Origin of the sequence: Macrococcus epidermidis (genome assembly GCF_003259695.1) — a bacterium.
Lineage (GTDB): Bacteria > Bacillota > Bacilli > Staphylococcales > Staphylococcaceae > Macrococcoides > Macrococcoides epidermidis.
Window position 1 is genome coordinate 66,476 of sequence record NZ_PZJH01000008.1, and the last position, 18,065, is coordinate 84,540.

The 18,065-nt window shown below is 33.6% G+C and carries 19 protein-coding genes; 13 read left to right on the forward strand and 6 right to left on the reverse strand.

Features of this window, described 5'->3' with window-relative positions:
• Nucleotide 1 precedes the first annotated feature (1 nt).
• From BHU61_RS11935 to BHU61_RS11965, 7 genes are all read left to right on the forward strand, one after another.
• Nucleotides 2–253 carry a hypothetical protein gene (locus BHU61_RS11935; RefSeq protein WP_099577123.1) on the forward strand — a complete coding sequence of 84 codons (252 nt, stop codon included), beginning with the start codon at nucleotides 2–4 and terminating at the stop codon, nucleotides 251–253.
• A gap of 100 nt (nucleotides 254–353) precedes the next feature.
• Nucleotides 354–1,295 (forward strand): nucleoside hydrolase, encoded by a 942-nt coding sequence (locus BHU61_RS11940; RefSeq protein WP_255724832.1) that lies wholly within the window; start codon nucleotides 354–356, stop codon nucleotides 1,293–1,295.
• Nucleotides 1,296–1,687: 392 nt separating this feature from the next.
• Nucleotides 1,688–2,185: a DinB family protein gene (locus BHU61_RS11945; RefSeq protein ID WP_111717146.1), complete on the forward strand. Its 498-nt coding sequence runs from the start codon at nucleotides 1,688–1,690 to the stop codon at nucleotides 2,183–2,185.
• A 9-nt stretch (nucleotides 2,186–2,194) separates the two neighbouring features.
• Nucleotides 2,195–2,869, forward strand: coding sequence for a response regulator transcription factor (locus BHU61_RS11950; protein WP_111717148.1), 675 nt, complete (start codon nucleotides 2,195–2,197; stop codon nucleotides 2,867–2,869).
• Entirely contained in the window at nucleotides 2,856–4,049 is a 1,194-nt protein-coding gene (locus BHU61_RS11955; protein WP_111717150.1) for a sensor histidine kinase, read from the forward strand. Before BHU61_RS11950 ends, BHU61_RS11955 begins: the two co-directional genes overlap by 14 nt.
• 87 nt (nucleotides 4,050–4,136) lie before the next feature.
• A complete protein-coding gene (locus tag BHU61_RS11960) occupies nucleotides 4,137–4,562 on the forward strand; it encodes a DUF2231 domain-containing protein (protein ID WP_111717152.1) in 426 nt (141 codons plus the stop codon).
• Nucleotides 4,563–4,577: 15 nt separating this feature from the next.
• Nucleotides 4,578–5,534, forward strand: a complete 957-nt coding sequence (locus BHU61_RS11965; protein ID WP_111717154.1) for a cation diffusion facilitator family transporter — start codon at nucleotides 4,578–4,580, stop codon at nucleotides 5,532–5,534.
• Between the two features lie 42 nt (nucleotides 5,535–5,576).
• Here BHU61_RS11965 and BHU61_RS11970 read toward each other — a convergent pair whose 3' ends face one another.
• Entirely contained in the window at nucleotides 5,577–5,855 is a 279-nt protein-coding gene (locus BHU61_RS11970; protein ID WP_099577131.1) for a hypothetical protein, read from the reverse strand.
• Nucleotides 5,856–5,990: 135 nt separating this feature from the next.
• On the opposite strand from BHU61_RS11970, the gene BHU61_RS11975 reads away from it, so the two are divergent.
• The 3 genes from BHU61_RS11975 to BHU61_RS11985 all read left to right on the forward strand — a co-directional run bounded on the left by BHU61_RS11975 (nucleotide 5,991) and on the right by BHU61_RS11985 (nucleotide 9,050).
• On the forward strand, nucleotides 5,991–6,674 hold the full coding sequence (locus tag BHU61_RS11975; protein WP_111717156.1) for a CBS domain-containing protein: 684 nt from the start codon (nucleotides 5,991–5,993) through the stop codon (nucleotides 6,672–6,674).
• A 136-nt stretch (nucleotides 6,675–6,810) separates the two neighbouring features.
• Nucleotides 6,811–7,776: a TcaA NTF2-like domain-containing protein gene (locus BHU61_RS11980; protein ID WP_111717158.1), complete on the forward strand. Its 966-nt coding sequence runs from the start codon at nucleotides 6,811–6,813 to the stop codon at nucleotides 7,774–7,776.
• A gap of 134 nt (nucleotides 7,777–7,910) precedes the next feature.
• On the forward strand, nucleotides 7,911–9,050 hold the full coding sequence (locus tag BHU61_RS11985; RefSeq protein WP_111717160.1) for a TcaA NTF2-like domain-containing protein: 1,140 nt from the start codon (nucleotides 7,911–7,913) through the stop codon (nucleotides 9,048–9,050).
• Nucleotides 9,051–9,113: 63 nt separating this feature from the next.
• On the opposite strand, the gene trhA is transcribed toward BHU61_RS11985, so the two are convergent.
• A complete protein-coding gene (gene trhA / locus BHU61_RS11990; protein ID WP_111717162.1) occupies nucleotides 9,114–9,782 on the reverse strand; it encodes a PAQR family membrane homeostasis protein TrhA in 669 nt (222 codons plus the stop codon).
• A 504-nt stretch (nucleotides 9,783–10,286) separates the two neighbouring features.
• Here trhA and BHU61_RS11995 point away from each other — a divergent pair.
• Nucleotides 10,287–11,333, forward strand: coding sequence for a LysM peptidoglycan-binding domain-containing protein (locus tag BHU61_RS11995; RefSeq protein WP_111717164.1), 1,047 nt, complete (start codon nucleotides 10,287–10,289; stop codon nucleotides 11,331–11,333).
• A gap of 36 nt (nucleotides 11,334–11,369) precedes the next feature.
• On the opposite strand, the gene BHU61_RS12000 is transcribed toward BHU61_RS11995, so the two are convergent.
• Nucleotides 11,370–11,984, reverse strand: a complete 615-nt coding sequence (locus BHU61_RS12000; RefSeq protein ID WP_111717166.1) for a thermonuclease family protein — start codon at nucleotides 11,982–11,984, stop codon at nucleotides 11,370–11,372.
• A 126-nt stretch (nucleotides 11,985–12,110) separates the two neighbouring features.
• Between BHU61_RS12000 and BHU61_RS12005 the strand changes: the two genes are divergently transcribed.
• Both BHU61_RS12005 and BHU61_RS12010 read left to right on the forward strand, forming a co-directional pair.
• Entirely contained in the window at nucleotides 12,111–12,674 is a 564-nt protein-coding gene (locus BHU61_RS12005) for a helix-turn-helix domain-containing protein (protein ID WP_111717168.1), read from the forward strand.
• A complete protein-coding gene (locus BHU61_RS12010) occupies nucleotides 12,671–13,642 on the forward strand; it encodes a YeiH family protein (RefSeq protein ID WP_111717170.1) in 972 nt (323 codons plus the stop codon). The genes BHU61_RS12005 and BHU61_RS12010 overlap by 4 nt, the downstream gene beginning before the upstream one ends.
• Before the next feature lie 179 nt (nucleotides 13,643–13,821).
• Here the strand turns inward: BHU61_RS12010 and BHU61_RS12015 are convergent, their stop codons facing one another.
• From BHU61_RS12015 to BHU61_RS12025, 3 genes are read right to left on the reverse strand one after another with little or no spacing between them, the layout of a single operon-like run.
• Nucleotides 13,822–15,315, reverse strand: a complete 1,494-nt coding sequence (locus BHU61_RS12015) for a glycosyltransferase (RefSeq protein ID WP_111717172.1) — start codon at nucleotides 15,313–15,315, stop codon at nucleotides 13,822–13,824.
• A gap of 16 nt (nucleotides 15,316–15,331) precedes the next feature.
• Nucleotides 15,332–16,168, reverse strand: a complete 837-nt coding sequence (locus BHU61_RS12020) for a CatB-related O-acetyltransferase (RefSeq protein ID WP_170122554.1) — start codon at nucleotides 16,166–16,168, stop codon at nucleotides 15,332–15,334.
• A 19-nt stretch (nucleotides 16,169–16,187) separates the two neighbouring features.
• Nucleotides 16,188–17,705, reverse strand: a complete 1,518-nt coding sequence (locus BHU61_RS12025) for a glycosyltransferase (protein WP_111717174.1) — start codon at nucleotides 17,703–17,705, stop codon at nucleotides 16,188–16,190.
• Nucleotides 17,706–18,065: the final 360 nt, after the last annotated feature.

Consider the following 18,065-nt stretch of genomic DNA (forward strand, 5'->3'; position numbering starts at 1 on the left):
CTTGAATAGAACTGGAGAAACAACAGTTTGGGGTCGCATGTATAATATATTAAATATTGCCGTTGTAGCATTAATCATCATCCGTTTAATTACAGATATGAACTTTAATATGTTAATCGTATGTTCATTTGCAGCTTTACTCGTACTTGGACTACTGGATAGTTTAGACCGCAACGCATGGCGTGAGAATATGTTCCGTCATATTTTTGATTTTATATTGCTTGTATTATTTGCAGCACTTTATTTCGGATAATTTATAAATTGTCATCAATAAGACTTCAATGCTATTGAAATAAGTTCCTTATTCATCTTATAATGAGGAATATTATTAAATAGATTGGAGTCTTTTTATTATGAAGCAAACAAATGTGTATTTTAATCACGATGGTGGCGTGGATGATTTAATTTCACTATTTTTATTGTTACAGATGGATTCTGTAAAGTTAACAGGTGTGAGTGTTATAGACGCGGATTGCTATATTGAGCCGGCAACTTATGCATCACGAAAGATTATTGACCGCTTTGGCGATGGTAAATTAGAAACGGCAAAGTCAATCATTCGCGGTAAAAATCCTTTTCCGAAAGACTGGCGTATGCATGCATTCTTTATGGATGCACTACCAATTCTGAATGAAAAAGGTTCAATTGACGCACCACTATCTGATGTTCCAGCACACGAACACTTAATCAATGCGGTGATGAAAGAAAAAGAAAAGACGACTTTATTATTTACTGGTCCATTATCAGATTTAGCTGAAGCATTAAAGACAGAACCGAAGATTACTGAAAAAATCGAAAAACTTGTCTGGATGGGTGGTACGTATTTACCAGATGGTAACGTACATGAACCTGAACATGACGGAACTGCTGAATGGAATGCTTACTGGGATCCTGAAGCAGTAGGTGTCGTGTTTGATGCTGATATCAAGATTGATATGGTAGCGCTGGAAAGTACAAATCAAGTACCACTTACACCTGCAATTCGTCAAATGTGGGCGAACGAACGTAAATATCCAGGTGTTGATTTCTTAGGTGTGAGCTATGCAGTTGTACCGCCATTAGTTCATTTTATAACGAATTCAACATATTTCTTATGGGATGTGTTAACAACAGCATCTGTCGGTAAACCTGAACTTGTAAAATCCAAAGAAATATTATCAGGTGTTTATACTGAAGGGCCAAGTCAAGGTAGAACGTATGAAATGGAAAATGGAAGACCAGTAAATGTCGTATATGACGTTGATCATGACGGTTTCTTTAACTACATTACAGATCTTGCGAAGAAAGTGAAATAGAAAGAGGTTGCGAAATTGGAGGATTACCAATTTCAGTAACAAAATCCCGCCCGAAATTGGGGGATCACCAATTTCAGTAACAAAATCCGGCCCGAAATTGGAGGATCACCAATTTCAGTAACAAAATCCCGCCCGAAATTGGAGGAACACCAATTTCAGTAACAAAATCCCGCCCAAAATTGGAGGATCACCAATTTCAGCAACAAAATCCTGCCCGAAATTGGGGGATCACCAATTTCGTCCATCCATCACCAATAAACAAGTCCGATATCGACAAGATATCGGACTTGTTTTGTATATACTTAATTACTAATAATCGTTATCAGTACAATAATGTAGCACAATACATTTTTACTTGATACACTAAATAAAAAATGCATAGGAGAACGATAATGTTTAATATATTCAAGAAAAAACAGGAAAAAACAAACGATATGTTAACTGTTTTAGGTGTTGATGATCGCGTGCGTGGTACTGCAGGTGAGGAATATGTGCATCACGAACAGCAAATCACCGAACTGGTCAAGCCGATTACAGAAGCTGAAGCGAAGACGACAATTGACGGACTACCAAACAATATTTACTGGATGGTTGGACATGTCATTGTAGAAAATGAATATCGTTTAATACCGAACGATGTTAATACTGAAATTGCCGGATTAGCAAAATACTTTAAATCCGGAACGAGTCCTGATGACTTTGATGAAGATATTCCTTCTTTCGATACGTTAAAACTATTGCTCACTATACAGACAAAACGCCTGCTTGGTGGTATTTGCGATCGTGGTGAACTAAGTATTAAGAATGACGATATCGAATTTGCTGCCAATCATATGACGCTACATTTAGGACAGCTTAAAACGATGTATCAGCTTGTTTCAAATCAATAGGAGGGTACCATGCAAATATTATTAGTCGAAGATGATTTACGATTAGGTAAAATGATGCGCTTATTATTGATGAAACAAAATAATGTTGTTACCTGGCTTACTTCAGGTGAAGATGCAATAGATTATGCAGCAACAAATCGTTATGACATCATTCTTTTAGACTGGATGTTACCAGATGTTCAAGGTATAGATATTTTGAAACAATTACGAGAACAACATATTACTACACCAATAATCATGATGACTGCTAAAGGAGAACTGGAAGATAAGATTTCAGGCTTTGAAACGGGTGCAGATGACTATATTGTAAAGCCATTTGAATTTGTAGAACTCAATATGAGAATCAATGCATTACATCGAAGAAGTGTTGGCCAAGTGACGAGCATTCTTGAAGTTGGTCCTATTTCGGTGGATACCATTAAACAAAGAGTGCGCATTCGTAACAACGATATTAATCTGACGCACAAAGAATATACGTTACTTGTCTTACTCATGGAGTACGAAGGTATCGTACCTAAAGATATGATACTTGATAAAGTATGGTCAATCGATGAAATTGTAAGTGACAATAATGTAGAAACACTGATCAAACGTTTACGTCAGAAATTAGGTACGGATATTCAGCCGTATAAAATAAAAGCGGTCAGAAATATGGGGTATACATTAACACATGACCCATCCTAAACAACGTAGTCTTTATATCCTTTTTGCATCGTGCATTTTTATATTACTTGTCACTTTCTCGATTATTACTTACGTAAGTACAGCATCTAGTATTCAATATCAACTTGAATTAAAATCTGACCACATTCTATCGACAGAGTTTAAAGAACACTTCAAAAAAGAAAAAGATGGCTATCATCTTTACTTAGCGAATGATAATGATAGCAAGAGTAACCAGCTTTATTTCATCACGAAAAATCATAAAATCATTAAACAGCCTGAATATGACGGAACATTAATTCAAAATATTAATCAAAGATTAAAAAGTGAATCAGAATATCAGCATCGTTATATGAATTTGATGAATGAACATTTCTTCATTTCAAGTAAAAAGGTTAAACTGTACAATAAGGAAGTTGTATATATCTATACAATATTTGAAACGACTGAAAGTTATCATGGTTTATCACAATTGAAAAATGTATTAATTGGTTTAACAATTATCTATATCTTCTTAATACTACTCATGACTTATTTCTTCTCAAAGAAAGCGATGGCACCGTTAGAATATGCTGTTGAACGACAGAAGCAATTTGTGCAGGACGCTTCCCATGAATTAAAGACCCCGCTTGCTGTTGTTAAAGCAGGTACCGAAGTGATAGAACAGTTTGACGGTGATGCCTTATCAGATGTGGGTAAAGAAATGGTTAGTGATATTAAACAGGAAATAAATCGAATGAATTTACTAGTCACAGATTTGCTTGCTTTAACACGGCTCGATCAATCTATACAAATTGAAGATATTGATTTGAGTACATTGCTGATAGAATCAATTGGGTACTTCAATAGAACAACGGACTTAACAATCGAAAGTAATATTGAATCCCATACGATAATTAAAGGTAACCATCAACGGCTACAACAGGCAATCTCAATATTATTTGAGAATGCGATAAAGTATGGCAATCATCCTACCGTTACGATCACACTACGTGATAAACACTTAATATTTAGTGACAATGGACCGGGTGTAAAGCGAAGTGATTTACCTCATCTGTTCGAACGTTTCTATAGAGGAGACACAACAAAGACAGGTTCAGGTGTTGGGTTAGCATTATTTAAAGAAATCATGGATCAACATCAGGCGAATGTTTCAGTTAAAAATGATAACGGTTTAAAATTTATCATTACTTTTAAATAAATTAATAATGTCAGTTTAATGTCAGTTTCACTTGTTATCTTATGGCTATAGAAAAACAAACTATAAGAAAATAGGAGGATTCACATTATGCCATTACATCCATTAGTCGTACACTTTCCAATTGCTTTATTACTTGTCGGAACCTTATTTGAAATCGTTTCATTAAAATATAGAAAACAGTTAAACTTAGCCGGTACAATATTGCTTGTGTTAGGTTTTGTCAGCGGAGTTGTTGCTTTCTTAACAGGAGATAGCGGTGAACGCTTTGCAGAAATGCACTTTGGTGAAGTTGAAAACTTAATTCATCAGCACGAAGACATGGCTAGAAATGCTATGATTATGTTCGGTCTAGCTGTTGCTTTAAAAGCATTCACACACTTCAACGCAAAATATCAAAAACAAATCTATATCGCGGTTATCATCATTGCAATTATCGGTAGTGCATTACTTGCTTATGCAGGTCACTTAGGTGGTCAAATTGTATATGAGAACGCTAAAATATTAAATCAATAAAAGAGGAAGATACTTATGAGAAAACAATTAGAAAGTCCAACATACTTTCATCACGTTGAACATTTAAAACATCAGCAAGGTTCAAAACGCACACTATGGGCGTCACTTTACATTACATTATTCTTCACAATCGTTGAAATTGTCGGAGGGATATTATCTAACTCACTTGCATTACTGTCTGACTCGATGCATATGATGAGTGATGTATTAGCATTAGGATTATCAATGCTTGCCATTTACTTCGCTTCAAAAGCACCGACAGCTAAATATACATTCGGATATTTACGTTTAGAAATATTAGCAGCATTACTTAACGGTTTAGCGCTTATCGTCATTGCATTAGGTATCACATACGAAGGGATTATGCGTATTTTACATCCGCAAACAGTTGATGTAAAATTAATGCTTATCATTTCTACAATCGGACTTATCGTCAATATTATCTTAACAATCATCTTAACCCGTTCATTAAAAGGTGAAGACAATATCAATGTGCAAAGTGCGCTTTGGCATTTTATTGGAGACTTATTAAATTCAGTAGGCGTTATTGTTGCAGTGATCATCATCTACTTTACGCATTGGACTTTAATTGACCCAATTTTAAGTATTATCATTTCAATCATCATCTTCCGCGGAGGATATAAGATTTGTAAAAATACCTGGGGGATTTTAATGGAGCGTGTGCCAGACGGATTAGATACTGATGAAATCATCCAGACGATGAAAAATCATCCGGCAGTTGTTGATGTACATGAATTCCATCTATGGTCGATTACAACTGATCATCCATCAATTACAGCGCACGTTGTTGTTGAACCTTCAACAGATGATAAGAACTACCAGGTCATCAATGAACTCTCAACGATTTTAGCTGATAAATACAATTTAAAACACTCAACCCTTCAAATCGAACATCTGGAGAAAAATAATCCGGACAATGCATATTTTGAAGAGGTTAAACATCACGAATAAAACCGTGTGCAGCAATTGCTGTACACGGTTTTTTTTAGTTAATTATAATAGCTGATCTTTTGGAATAGGTGATACATCTGATAATCTATATACATTATGGCTTATATATTGTAACTCATCTAAATAAAGGGTAATGTAGCGTAGAAGACGTAATAATGTCAATTCATCATTATTTGTTTCCATAATACGATCATAATTGAGTTTTCTACAACGGAGACGCATAAATGAAGGGGCCTCATGATACATGTCATTCTGGTAAATAGAACATGTCCATCTATGATTAAAGCGGTCGAAGATTTCGTAGTTGTTTAGCGCATTCAATATGTATCCCCCTTTCATATTAAATTAAATATACCATGTAAATTCTTTGAATAATACAATAATTAATTATATAAAAAAATAATAATTAAGTTCTAATTGATATTAAATTGTATGATTTAAATCAGGAGGTTTATTATGACTACAGCAGAGAAATTTCTGAATGCTTTTAATACGATTGAAAGATATTTAACGCAGTATAATTTAAATAAAGGCTATGCATCATTTTCACGATTAGTCGATTACGCCGTCTTAAAAGATAAGGTTGTAGCACAGTATAAAGATGATCTGAAACAGTTTGCTGAATTACGTAATGCGATTGTTCACAATACAAGACTTGGTGACAATCGCGTTATCGCAGAACCACATGAAGACGTCGTAAAGGAAATTGAACTTATTGCAGAAATGCTGCTACATCCGACGCGTGCCATTGAAAAAGCAACGAAAAAGGTTGTAACGTTCCATATTAATGATTTGCTTACAACAGTGCTATCTCAAATTAATACTTCTAAGTTCACTCAGTTTCCGATATATAATGGCAAGACTTATGTAGGTTTACTTACTGAATCAGGTATTACCCGATATTTTGCCGCAAATCATCAGAAAGATATCAGTACAATTAAATTGTCTGAAGTAATGACATATGAACAGAAAGAACGTGCTGCATTTGTTGGAGAAGGTGCAACCGAAAAGGAAGTTGTAAGTATGTTTAAGTCTTACAATGAACAGAATGAAAAGTTAGAAGCGGTCTTGATTACAGACACGGGTAATAAAGATGGAAAACTTATTGGATTAATTACTTTATACGATTTATTAAATTAATTTAAATTAGATTTATCATGAAATGAAAATAATAGTTAATTTTATTTCATATAGATAATATTGTAAAATAAATATTTCAAATTCATTCGACATAACATATAATGAAGAAGATAACATAATAGATTGGGTGAGGGATTTGAAATATATACTAGGCGTACTAGCGTGTGTATTTTTATTGTTTACAACAGGTTGCAGTAACCAGGAAGAAAAAATCATCAGTGCAAAAAGTGTAAGAAAATCTCAATATCTATACCAATGGTCTGGATCGAAAAAAGATGATATTATGCTGGTCAATTCAGCAGTGAAACACTTTTTTGATCGCTATGCAGATGCATATAATAAAAGTAATTACAATCTCCTCAAATCCACTGTAAAAGAAGGCTCAATCGCTGAAAAAGAATTGAAGAAAGAAATTAGCAGTGGGAATTATACAAATATGGAAGTATATAGTACTACAATTGATAAGATTACAACGCAAAAAGATGAATATGTTGCACTTGTGGGTAAAGAAATATCTAATTACGCAACAAACGGCAGAACATACTCTGAAACTGTTTTTCACTTTGCCTATGATCCTTCATTAAAGCAAATGATGATCACACAAATTTCAGACGTGAATAATAGCGAACTTAAGGTTAACGATAAATCACAAGCTCAAAAAAATACAAAGGGCAACGGTGTTGTTATCGATATTTTATCTACAAATTTTAAAAATGAATTCTTCTTAGATAATAATCGATTTGCTGGCGGTATTTCTGAACAAATGAGTTTCCAGGTGATTAAGGATAAGTATGGAGACTTCTCAGATCATACAACGATTAACCAAAAGAAATATTACATCTTCGGCAATGCCGGTATCAATTTTAATAAACAATTAGACGATAAGAGTACAGGTGCTGAAACGGCACAGGATATGGTCATTGTACCTCCATACATGTTGTATCAGGATGTTCTTGCATTCTACGGACAACCTCAAAAAGAATTTTTAGAAAATACAAATGACCCGCGCGTTATCTATGAGAATGAATCAGGTAATGTGAAAGTTGCATTTCATTTATCAACAAATAAAAAAGAAGTGGAATATGTTGAAAAACTAAAATAGGTGGTGCCCCTACAAATATTTGTAGGGGTTTTATGTAAAGGAAAATGAAAAGCATGAAAGAAATTTTCGTGATGATAGTTTGCTTTTTTAGAGTACTCATACACTTCTATGGTAAAATAGAGGAAAATAACTGAATGGATGGTGTAGTCGTGCGTATATATAAATTAATATTGACAGTATTGTTGTCATTTGTGCTTGTGGCATGTAATAATGCGCAGCAGGACAAAGAAGAAACGAAATCAACTGAAACAACAAAAGTGAAGTCAGACAGCCCGGAAACAACAACGGAAGAACCATCTAGTGAAGCGCAGTCTGATAAAGAAAAGAACAAAGAAGCACAATCAAAGAAAAAAATAAAACAAACAAAAAAATCTACTAAAGCTAAAGTGACGAATACAAACGAAACGACAGCTAACTTAAAACAGCTGACACATCAAACGATGACCGATTATTTAAATGCAATGCCAAATGCATTTAATCAACGTAATTACAGTATGATCCGTCCCTTTATAAAATCTAACTCTAAAGCCGAAGCATATATTTTAGCGAAATTACCGACAGGTAGTTTTGATAACTATCGTATTACCGCTCAGAGTATAGATCAAATTGATGTTAGAAATAGATATGCGCATGCCATCGTTACTCGTACGCTATCATCAAATGCTACAGGTGGACAATTGAAACGCGTCATTACAGTATTTGATTTCTATTATAATAAACAATCAAAGGAAATGGAGTTATATGACTTTAATGATAAAGCCATTTTTGATGTACAAAATACTGCACCAACTGCACCAAAAACTCCTTCAGCAACACCTAAGCCGTCAACACAACAAGCGAAAGGCGATGCAACGACGTGTATTCAAACACGATTGCAATCAAGTTGTGAAGGTGTAAGTGATACACAGTTACGCAATGCATACAATGCAATGGTGAGGGCAGGCACTTTACCTCAAGCAGCTGACAATGGATGTATTTCTTGTACGATTAAAGCAGCTTATCAGTTAAAAGATCAGCCGGTCGCTACTCAAGTAAAAGTGAAAAGCTTACCGCAAGCTGTTCAAATGGCATCCGATAAATACCGTAAAAAGGTAGAGGCTTATTATTCTGAAATGGATATCGCAATTGTCGGTGCTGAACCGATAAACGGTAAAGACATTCAGGAAGATTTAGGTGGAAAGTATTATAAAGTGAAAGCGATTGATATTCAGTCAAAAGAATTATTGCAGACATATAAAGTTTATATTCAAAGCGGAAAGATAATCGCAGAATAGAATATATGATTATAGATACCAAAAAACGTCAGAAATTAATCTGACGTTTTTATTTTTTAAGCTTTACTGAATAAAATATAACAATGCTACGAAGTGACAAAGTGCACCGGCAAGGATAAAGAAATGCCAGATCATATGGAAGTAATGACGATGTTTTTGTGCATAGAACCACGATCCAACACTATACATCACACCACCTAAAACGATAAAGGTAATAAACAACCAGCTCGCTTTTGTAATAAGCGCCGGGAATAAAAGAACACCTAACCATCCCATAATAAGATAGATTGCCAGACTGATTTTAGGATTGACGTGTTTTGCGGTCGATTTATAAACAATACCAGCAATCGTAATGACCCATTCGATAATCATGATACTGATTCCTAACTTACCACCCACTAAACTTAAAGCCACAGGAGTATAAGTCCCTGCAATAGCGATATAAATTAAAGCATGGTCGATAATGCGCATCACATATTTATGAATCGATTTCGGAGGCATGAGGTGGTAGACAGCTGATGATAAGAACATCAGGAAGATGCTAATTAAAAATACGCTGATACCAAATGCAAATGTAGGACCATGTTCGATATACGTCTTGATTGCAAAGTAAGGTAAAGTGAATAAAATAAGTAATGCTGGTACACCATGAGATACCGAGTTACCAACTTCTTCACCGAATTTCAATTCTTTAATATCTCTGAAATTATAGCGAGGTGCTTCCGGTTTCATCTGATCATTCCTTTAATATGCTTTTTTATTTTATTCTAACATATAATTAATCATTACATGATTTTAGAATATTCGTAAAAATAAATAAAAATTGTCGAAAACAATTATCAATTTACTGAAAATTCTAAATTTACAGCGGTTTGTTACAGTTATGTTACAATGTAAAACTAATGACACTATTTAATTCACTTCAATTTATAAAGCGGTTTCAAACGTTGATATATCAATGTTTTATGGAAATAGTTAACTAATCTTTAATTGTTAAGTGAAATATGAAAATTGTCGAAAATAATAAAATGAATTTTTATTTCATTTGCTCACCGAACACCTGGAAGTGTTGATATAATTCAGTTGAACACAACTTTGCACAAAAAGTGTTCGTATTTCAAATAAATATTATTACTTATTAATAAATAAGCAATTGAAAGAAAACTGTAATGTCATAAGAACAATAAATATGCAATAATAGATTTATTGAAAAAGTAAGGCTAGGAGGAACAAAATTTGAAGAAGAAATTAATTTTCGCGGCTACAACTGCATCGGCTGCGGTTGTTACTTATTCACATCAAGCAGAAGCAGCAGAACATAAAGTACAACCTGGTGAGTCACTATGGTCTATCGCCAACCAATATAATACTTCGATTGATCAGTTAAAGTCGTTAAATCAATTATCATCAAATTTGATTTTTCCTTACCAAACTTTAAAAGTATCGGGTGAAGTAACACGAACAAATACGACAAATACATCGACAAATGTGAGCCGTCCGCAAAGTACGACATCTACTGGTAATACGCATATTGTTCAAGCTGGAGAGAGTTTATCGATCATCGCAGCAAAATACAATACATCTGTAGCGCAGATTATGAAATTAAATAATTTATCAGGTTATTTAATCTTTCCGAATCAGAAATTAAAAGTAACAGGGACAGTTAGTACAACGATTCCTGTGACAACAACATCTACAAATTCAGGCACAACTGGTGCTAAGACGCATATCGTTAAGCCTGGAGATTACTTGGCAAAGATTGCTGCGCAATATGGAGTGTCAATACAAAGTATTAAACAGTGGAACAATCTTTCATCAAATATCATTTATTCTAATCAAAAATTAATTGTTAGTGGGAATGCAGTAGCTGCTACTATTCCATCTAGTGGTGTACAAAAAGCGCCTACTAAAGTTGTAACAGCACCGGTCGTAACTAAATCACCTGTGTTTGCACATGCTAATTTATATGATTACGGACAATGTACATGGTATGTATTTAACAAACGTGCTGCAATCGGAAAAGGTATTTCTACTTACTGGTGGAATGCAAGCAATTGGGCAAGTGCAGCGCGTAAAGATGGCTATACTGTGAACAATATACCAGAAGTCGGTGCATTAGCGACAACTACTGATGGTCCTCTAGGACACGTTGCATTCGTTGAACGTGTTAATGCTGATGGAACAATCATGGTTTCAGAAACGAATTATTTAACGCCTTCAGGTGTTGTAGGTTATAGAACACTTACATTAGCTCAAATGAGCAGATATCAATTTATACATTAAAGAGGAGAGACGATGGTCTCTCCTCTTTAATTACGTCTATTTAAATAAATCTTTTATACCTTTAATCAAACCATCAATTGCGGCATCCAATATTCGATGTAGTGCTTCGCGTATTTGAAGACCGATATCAGTTTCAGCTTTTCGTTCTTCAGCTGTACTATTAAAGCCTTCTCCGTCTGTATTAACGAAACCTTTAATCGACCAGATCTTCAAACTTTGCTGTTTCGCCTTTTTTTCGGCTTGTAACAATCTGTCTAAATAATCCTTTTGCTGATAAACATAACCAACACGTGCGTAACCTTGCTGAACGAGTAGTTCATTGATCATCGTATTACCACAATAAAGATAAACTAAATCTCTGCCGTAACGATCTTTCTTACCTTTCGTATCATACTGAATCTTTAAATCGCATGTTTTTACGAGAGATTCTGTAAAGCGTGATGCTTCAATCGCATACGGTTGAACTGGCGTGTTGGGCTTTTTCGATTCCGGCGTATCAACGAGTAATAGTCTTACGGTTTTTTTTCTGTTATTTACTTTTACAGAAATAGTATCGCCGTCAATAGCGTGATCAAATGTTGCATCAATCTTTGGCATGTTTGTCTGAAACATGCTGAAATTTATTGTTAAAGCTAAAGCAGATAATATCAAAATAAAACCTCATTTATTAAAAGATTCTTCTATTATACACAAACGTATGTTCTATTTCAAATGGAATAGATTGTTCTTTATCATGTATCATTCGTTCGTTATAATGTAAATAAAGAGGTGAAGAGAATGAAAGAAATACATGATATTGTTGCATATAATTTGAAAATATTTCGAAAAGATAATGGTTTAACACTAGATAATGTTTCACGTCATACAGGGGTTTCAAAAACAATGTTATCTCAAATAGAACGTGGGGATTCAGTTCCCTCAATTACGACGGTGTGGAAGATAGCGAATGGCTTGAAGATTAGTTTTATGACATTAATAAAATCTCCAGATCAAAAAGTTGAAGTGAAACGAAAAGGTGAAATTATGGAGATGACGAGTGATGATGGCCGTTATCGTTTATACCCGTATTTTCCTTTTGAAAGTGGGGCACAGATCGAAATGTATCAATTCGAAATAGAACCAGGTGGTGCTTATAATGCAGAGCCCCATCAAGCGGGAACAAGTGAGTATATAATCATCAGTGAAGGAATGATGAATTTAAAGATTCAGAATGAAGACTATCAAATGGAAAGTGATATGGCTATTAAGTTTGATGCAGATGTATCGCATAGTTATATGAATATTGGAGATAGCATCGTTCACGGAACAATGACGATTTACTATCTGGAGCAAACACTATGAAAATCCTAGGTATATTGTTTTGTGCCGTTATCGCGCTAGTGGGCTCTTTCTTTGGCCATGCTATGCCAGTAGTAGGAGGAATTATTTTTAGTATTATTTTAGGCATATTAATCAATAATACGATGAAGCTTCCATTTAGTTTACAAGGTGGTATTAAATTTTCATCTAAGAAAATCTTGCAGTACTCAATAATACTGATGGGATTTACATTGAATCTTCGTGTTGTTGCAGAAATGGGTATTTCTTCTTTACCGATTACTTTAACAACGATTACAGCAGCTTTAGTTGCGAGTTATTTATTGGGTAAATGGCTTGGCATCAATGAAAATATTAGAACATTAATTGGAGTAGGTACTGCGATATGTGGTGGATCGGCGATTGCTGCAGCGAGTCCAATTATTGACGCAAAGGAAGATGAGGTTGCTTTTTCATTATCGACAATATTTTTATTTAATATCATTGCGGTGTTCTTGTTTCCTCTGATGGGTCATGGGTTTGGTTTGAGTGATATCGGATTTGGTCATTTTGCGGGTACAGCAATCAATGACACGAGTAGTGTTGTAGCGGCGGGTTATGCGTATTCAGAAACCGCGGGTGATACGGCAACAATTGTGAAACTTGTACGTGCGTTAATGATCATCCCAGTGTGTCTATTGCTTGTTGCGATACAAATGAAAGGACATAAGCAAGCTGATTTCAGTATTAAGAAAGTATTCCCATGGTTTATTTTGTATTTCTTCTTAGCCAGTGTCTTTACGACGATAGTTGATTTACCAGAAGAAGTAATTGGGTATATAAAAGTAATCTCAACGTTTATGATTAGTATGGCGATGGCTGGGATTGGTTTATCGGTGAGCGTTAAGAAATTTATCTCGATTGGTATGAAGCCAGTATTATTAGGTGCAAGCGTATGGTTTGTTGTGGCAGCACTCAGTCTTGTGATGCAATGGGTTCTGAATATTTGGTAGGAGTGATTTAAGTGATGAAGAAAGTACTATTTTCATTGGTAGTTGGAATAATTGCTATGCTATTTAGAAGTGATAAGAAAGCGGAATAAGTAAGTCTTTAGTTTCTAAAGAGAAGAACTTCATAAAAAATATTTGTAAAGAATAAGAGCATTCATGATTGAATGCTCTTTCTATTGTTCTTAGTATATATCTGATTGTGTAAAAGTCATCCATTTCTCTGATATTGAATCTAAATTAAAGGGGATGATAGAATCAAAGCATTGGGAGCATAGCTTGTCTTGTAACATGTTGTTATTTAGATAATCACGAACACATGTATATAGCATTTCTTCATTATTAGGCTCAATCAAATAACCATTTATATTGTGTTTGATTATTGTACGTGGTCCATATTTAATATCGTATGCAATTACTGGTGTATTATGAGCAATAGACTCTAATATTGTTAACGCAAAGCCTTCGAATTTACTAGTAAAGATTGATAAATCTGCTTTATTATATACCTCAGTTAAATCTGGTTCAAATTCATGTATAAAGACATGCTCTTCTAAAGACATCTCTTGAATGGTCTGTTGGAAATGAGATCTTAAGCTGCCGTAACCATATAAATGTAGACTAATATGAGGTATTTCTTGCTTTAATTTATTAATTAATCTAAATTGATGCTCATGCTGTTTACCATTTTCAAATCTGGCGATTGAAATTAAACGCTGTTGATGTTTTTTAGGTAAATTATTTTTGGACTGAACTTGCGTTTGATAGCCAACTGGAATATTGAATATTTTAATTTTATTTTGAGTTAATGCTTCCAAGTCTTTTTTCTGTTCGTATGTAGAAACAATTAGTGCATTAAACCTTGATAAGCTATTAAAAAGTTGTTGAAAAGTATATTGAATCGTTGGATTCTCAACATACATATCATCATAATGGACTGAATGTATGAACACAGAGGCTGGTATGCTGGTATCCATCAAATTAAACACAGGTACCATCTCAAGGGGGCGATCGATAATGAAATAATCCCCATCCTTATAAATTGATTCCAATGTAAATGCTAAAAATGCATGCTCCGATTGAAAGATAAGTTCTTCTCCATGATGGATTTTAACAATAACGTGTTTGATTTTATCAATATTATCTGAATCGTAATATCGTTGAACTTTAATTTCGCCCGTGAGTGAAAGTATATTTTGAAAGATAGGATTTTCATTATGGTCATAATAAACTTCACTACTTTTAAAACCTCTAGAATCATAATAGTCCATACGAATTTTTCTTAATGAACTATCGTAATAAATCATAAATTCTAATTCCTTTAATGTGTTGTCATAAAACCTTGCATATGCTACAATTTTGCCATTTTGAAATAAATTATAATCATTTGATTGATTCACTTGCAGTGTTGTATATCCTTTATCGATTTCAAAATAATCGAGCCAATTTATTGATTCGCGGCTAAAAGTAGAAGGAACTTCATGATAATAATCATATAAATATTTAATATCATTTTGTACGCCAAAAATTTTAGCATTTCTAAATAAGTTGGGATAATAATTGAAATATAAGAGTTTAGCAGGTTGATTATTGTTTTGAAATATCTTTAATCGATTAAACATCGCACGATCTACACCTGTTATAACTTGTGGAATATCAATACCTAAAAAATAAAACATTCATACCTCCGAAAAATTATGACATATGTGCAAGTATCGTCTCTTTCGTAATAACCTCTGGTTTGTAAGGCATTAGCTTGCCTTCTGTTTTAAGTTTTTCAACTTTTTCAATAAATTCTTCAATGGAATCATCAGCAGATACGCCATTGAATTGACCATAATCATATTGCCACCATTTCAAATCTAATAGCTTTGTAATGATATCTGGACTAAATCTATATCGAATGATTTTTGCTGGAGCACCGCCAACAATTGCATATGGGGGAACATCTTTAGTGATAACAGATCCTGCTGCAATGATTGCGCCATCATTAACTGTAATACCATTTGAACCGAACAATACATTTTGACCAATCCAAACATCATTTCCAATGATAATTGGACTCTCTTCTTTAAATGGACTTTCCACTGTTTCAAATGTTGTTGCGTGTTCATTTAAATAACTAGACATTAAATTACCAACTGTTGCATAGGTAATAGGCGAAGTTGTAAATCGATTGATAGGATGATTGATGCCCATTCTTGTAACATCCATTGCGATAGAACAATACCTTCCCACAATTGTATTCATTGGAAGTAAACTTCTTGTATAGCTAAATGCTCCCATTGTGAAAAAGAAGTTAGTACCTGCAAAAATAGCATTAGGTTCAATAACTGCGTTTTTGGCTATGTATAAGGGATCTGAGCCGGATGCGCTGAAAATTTGAGCATCATCGATAATTGTAGTATATACATGTGACTTGTTTAAATAATCAATCACACTTTGGTTAACTGGAATTGTTATGTAATCATGCTGTTGTTGCAGTTTAATATTGTCTGTGAAATAATGTACGCCATTAACTAAAGATGACATGTAAATACACCTCTTTTTATTATTTTGAGAATTGTTTAAAGAAAGATTGCCATAATTTAAAATTATTACTTGCAGAATATTGTTCTGTCGTAAGCATACAATTTTTATAGTACTTTTCTCTTAATGTAGCATCGTTTAGGAAAGCGAACACTTTGTCGTAAAGTTGTGATTCATCGTTGAGAGGGATGACATTACCATTGACATTATCTTTAATAATCTCATTAGGACCATATTTAACATCATATCCGATAACAGGTGTGTTATGTTGGTACGATTCAAGTATTGCTAAAGCAAATCCTTCCTCCATACTTGTAAATAGAGATAAACCACTAGTGGCATATTCTCGCTCTAAATTAGGTGTGAATCCTCGCAATTTAATATATTCATCTGCATTTAATGAAGTAATTAAGTCTTTCAACTCATCTTCCACGCCACCAACACCACCAAAACCAAATATATCTAGCGTTACTTCCGGAAATGACTCCTTTAATCTATGAACAAGTTTGATTTGTTGATTTAACTGCTTACTGAATATATAACGTGACACTGAAATTAATTTATAGGGATTTTTTTGATGAAGTTCTTCTTCACTGATTATATTAATAACAGAGTCATCAATCATTCCTACAGGTATATTGGCGATATAGCCTTTAAATTGACTAGAACGAATTAAATCTTGTTTTTGAGATTCAGTTGAACAAATGAGAGCACTAAATCGATTTAAATGATCACCAAGATAATTAAATGGCCACTTAAAAGGTCTTCCCTCACTAAATGCATCAGGTAAATGTGTGGTATGTAAAAATATTGAAGCAGGTATTCTAGGATTTACTAATGCAAAAGGTTTAATATATTCGAAAGGACGATCGATGATAAAGTGATCGCCTACTGTATAGAGTGATTCAATAAAGTGTGCAATCAATTCATCTTCAGAATTAAATCTATGTGTAGAACCATTTTTATCCAATAATAAAATCAAAGTCGGTTTGTCTTGATTGTTGAGATCGAAATGTTTTTCAATAACTATTTCACCTTTAGGATTATAGTATTGTTCAAGGAATATTCTTTCCTCGGGACCTAAAAACCTGACAGAACTTAAAAATCCACGGTTGTCATATCTTTCGTGTTTAACAATTGACCCCATATTACTGATGTAGTTAACGAAATTTAACTTTTCTCTTGATGTGTTAACAAATCGTGCATACATTAAGAAGTCATTGTCCTGTGATAATACTTTTATGTCTAATTGGTGCGGAACCACTTCTATCTTATATCCCAAACATTCTTGCCAATAACGTGGCAAATCCAGTTTATGAAAAGCATGAATATGTGAACAATTTTGGAAATAATCATACATATTAATCGTATCATATTCGACACCTTGAGCTACAAGTGTGTCATATGCCATATGATCATAATCCACGGTTAGAATTTTTGCGGGGATATCATTGTGTTTAAACAATTTCAATCTATTAAAAGACGCTTTATCTACGCCTGTGATATGGAAGGGAACATTCATACATGTGAAATAATACATAATACCTCCAAATTATTTACTGAGATAATTTTACTGTTTAATATTACTTTTTATTAATACTCATTTTATATATTATAGCTTTTAAGACTAAAAATTAATATAGAAAGAAAATAATATATTTCATAAAATTTTCAATTAGAATACGTGTAATTCAATAAATAAATCTTATCATACTAAATTTTTATTAACTTTAGTTAAAATTAGAGAAATATTATTTTCGAAAATTTCAATTGTAAGTTAGCCACAACATCCAAATTAATAGAGATAGTAGCTTAATGGTTCACTTAATATTCCTTCGGATTTTAGTGACTTCAGAAACAGGTATTTAGGTGTTTCGTAATCTAGAATTTTTCTGGGATA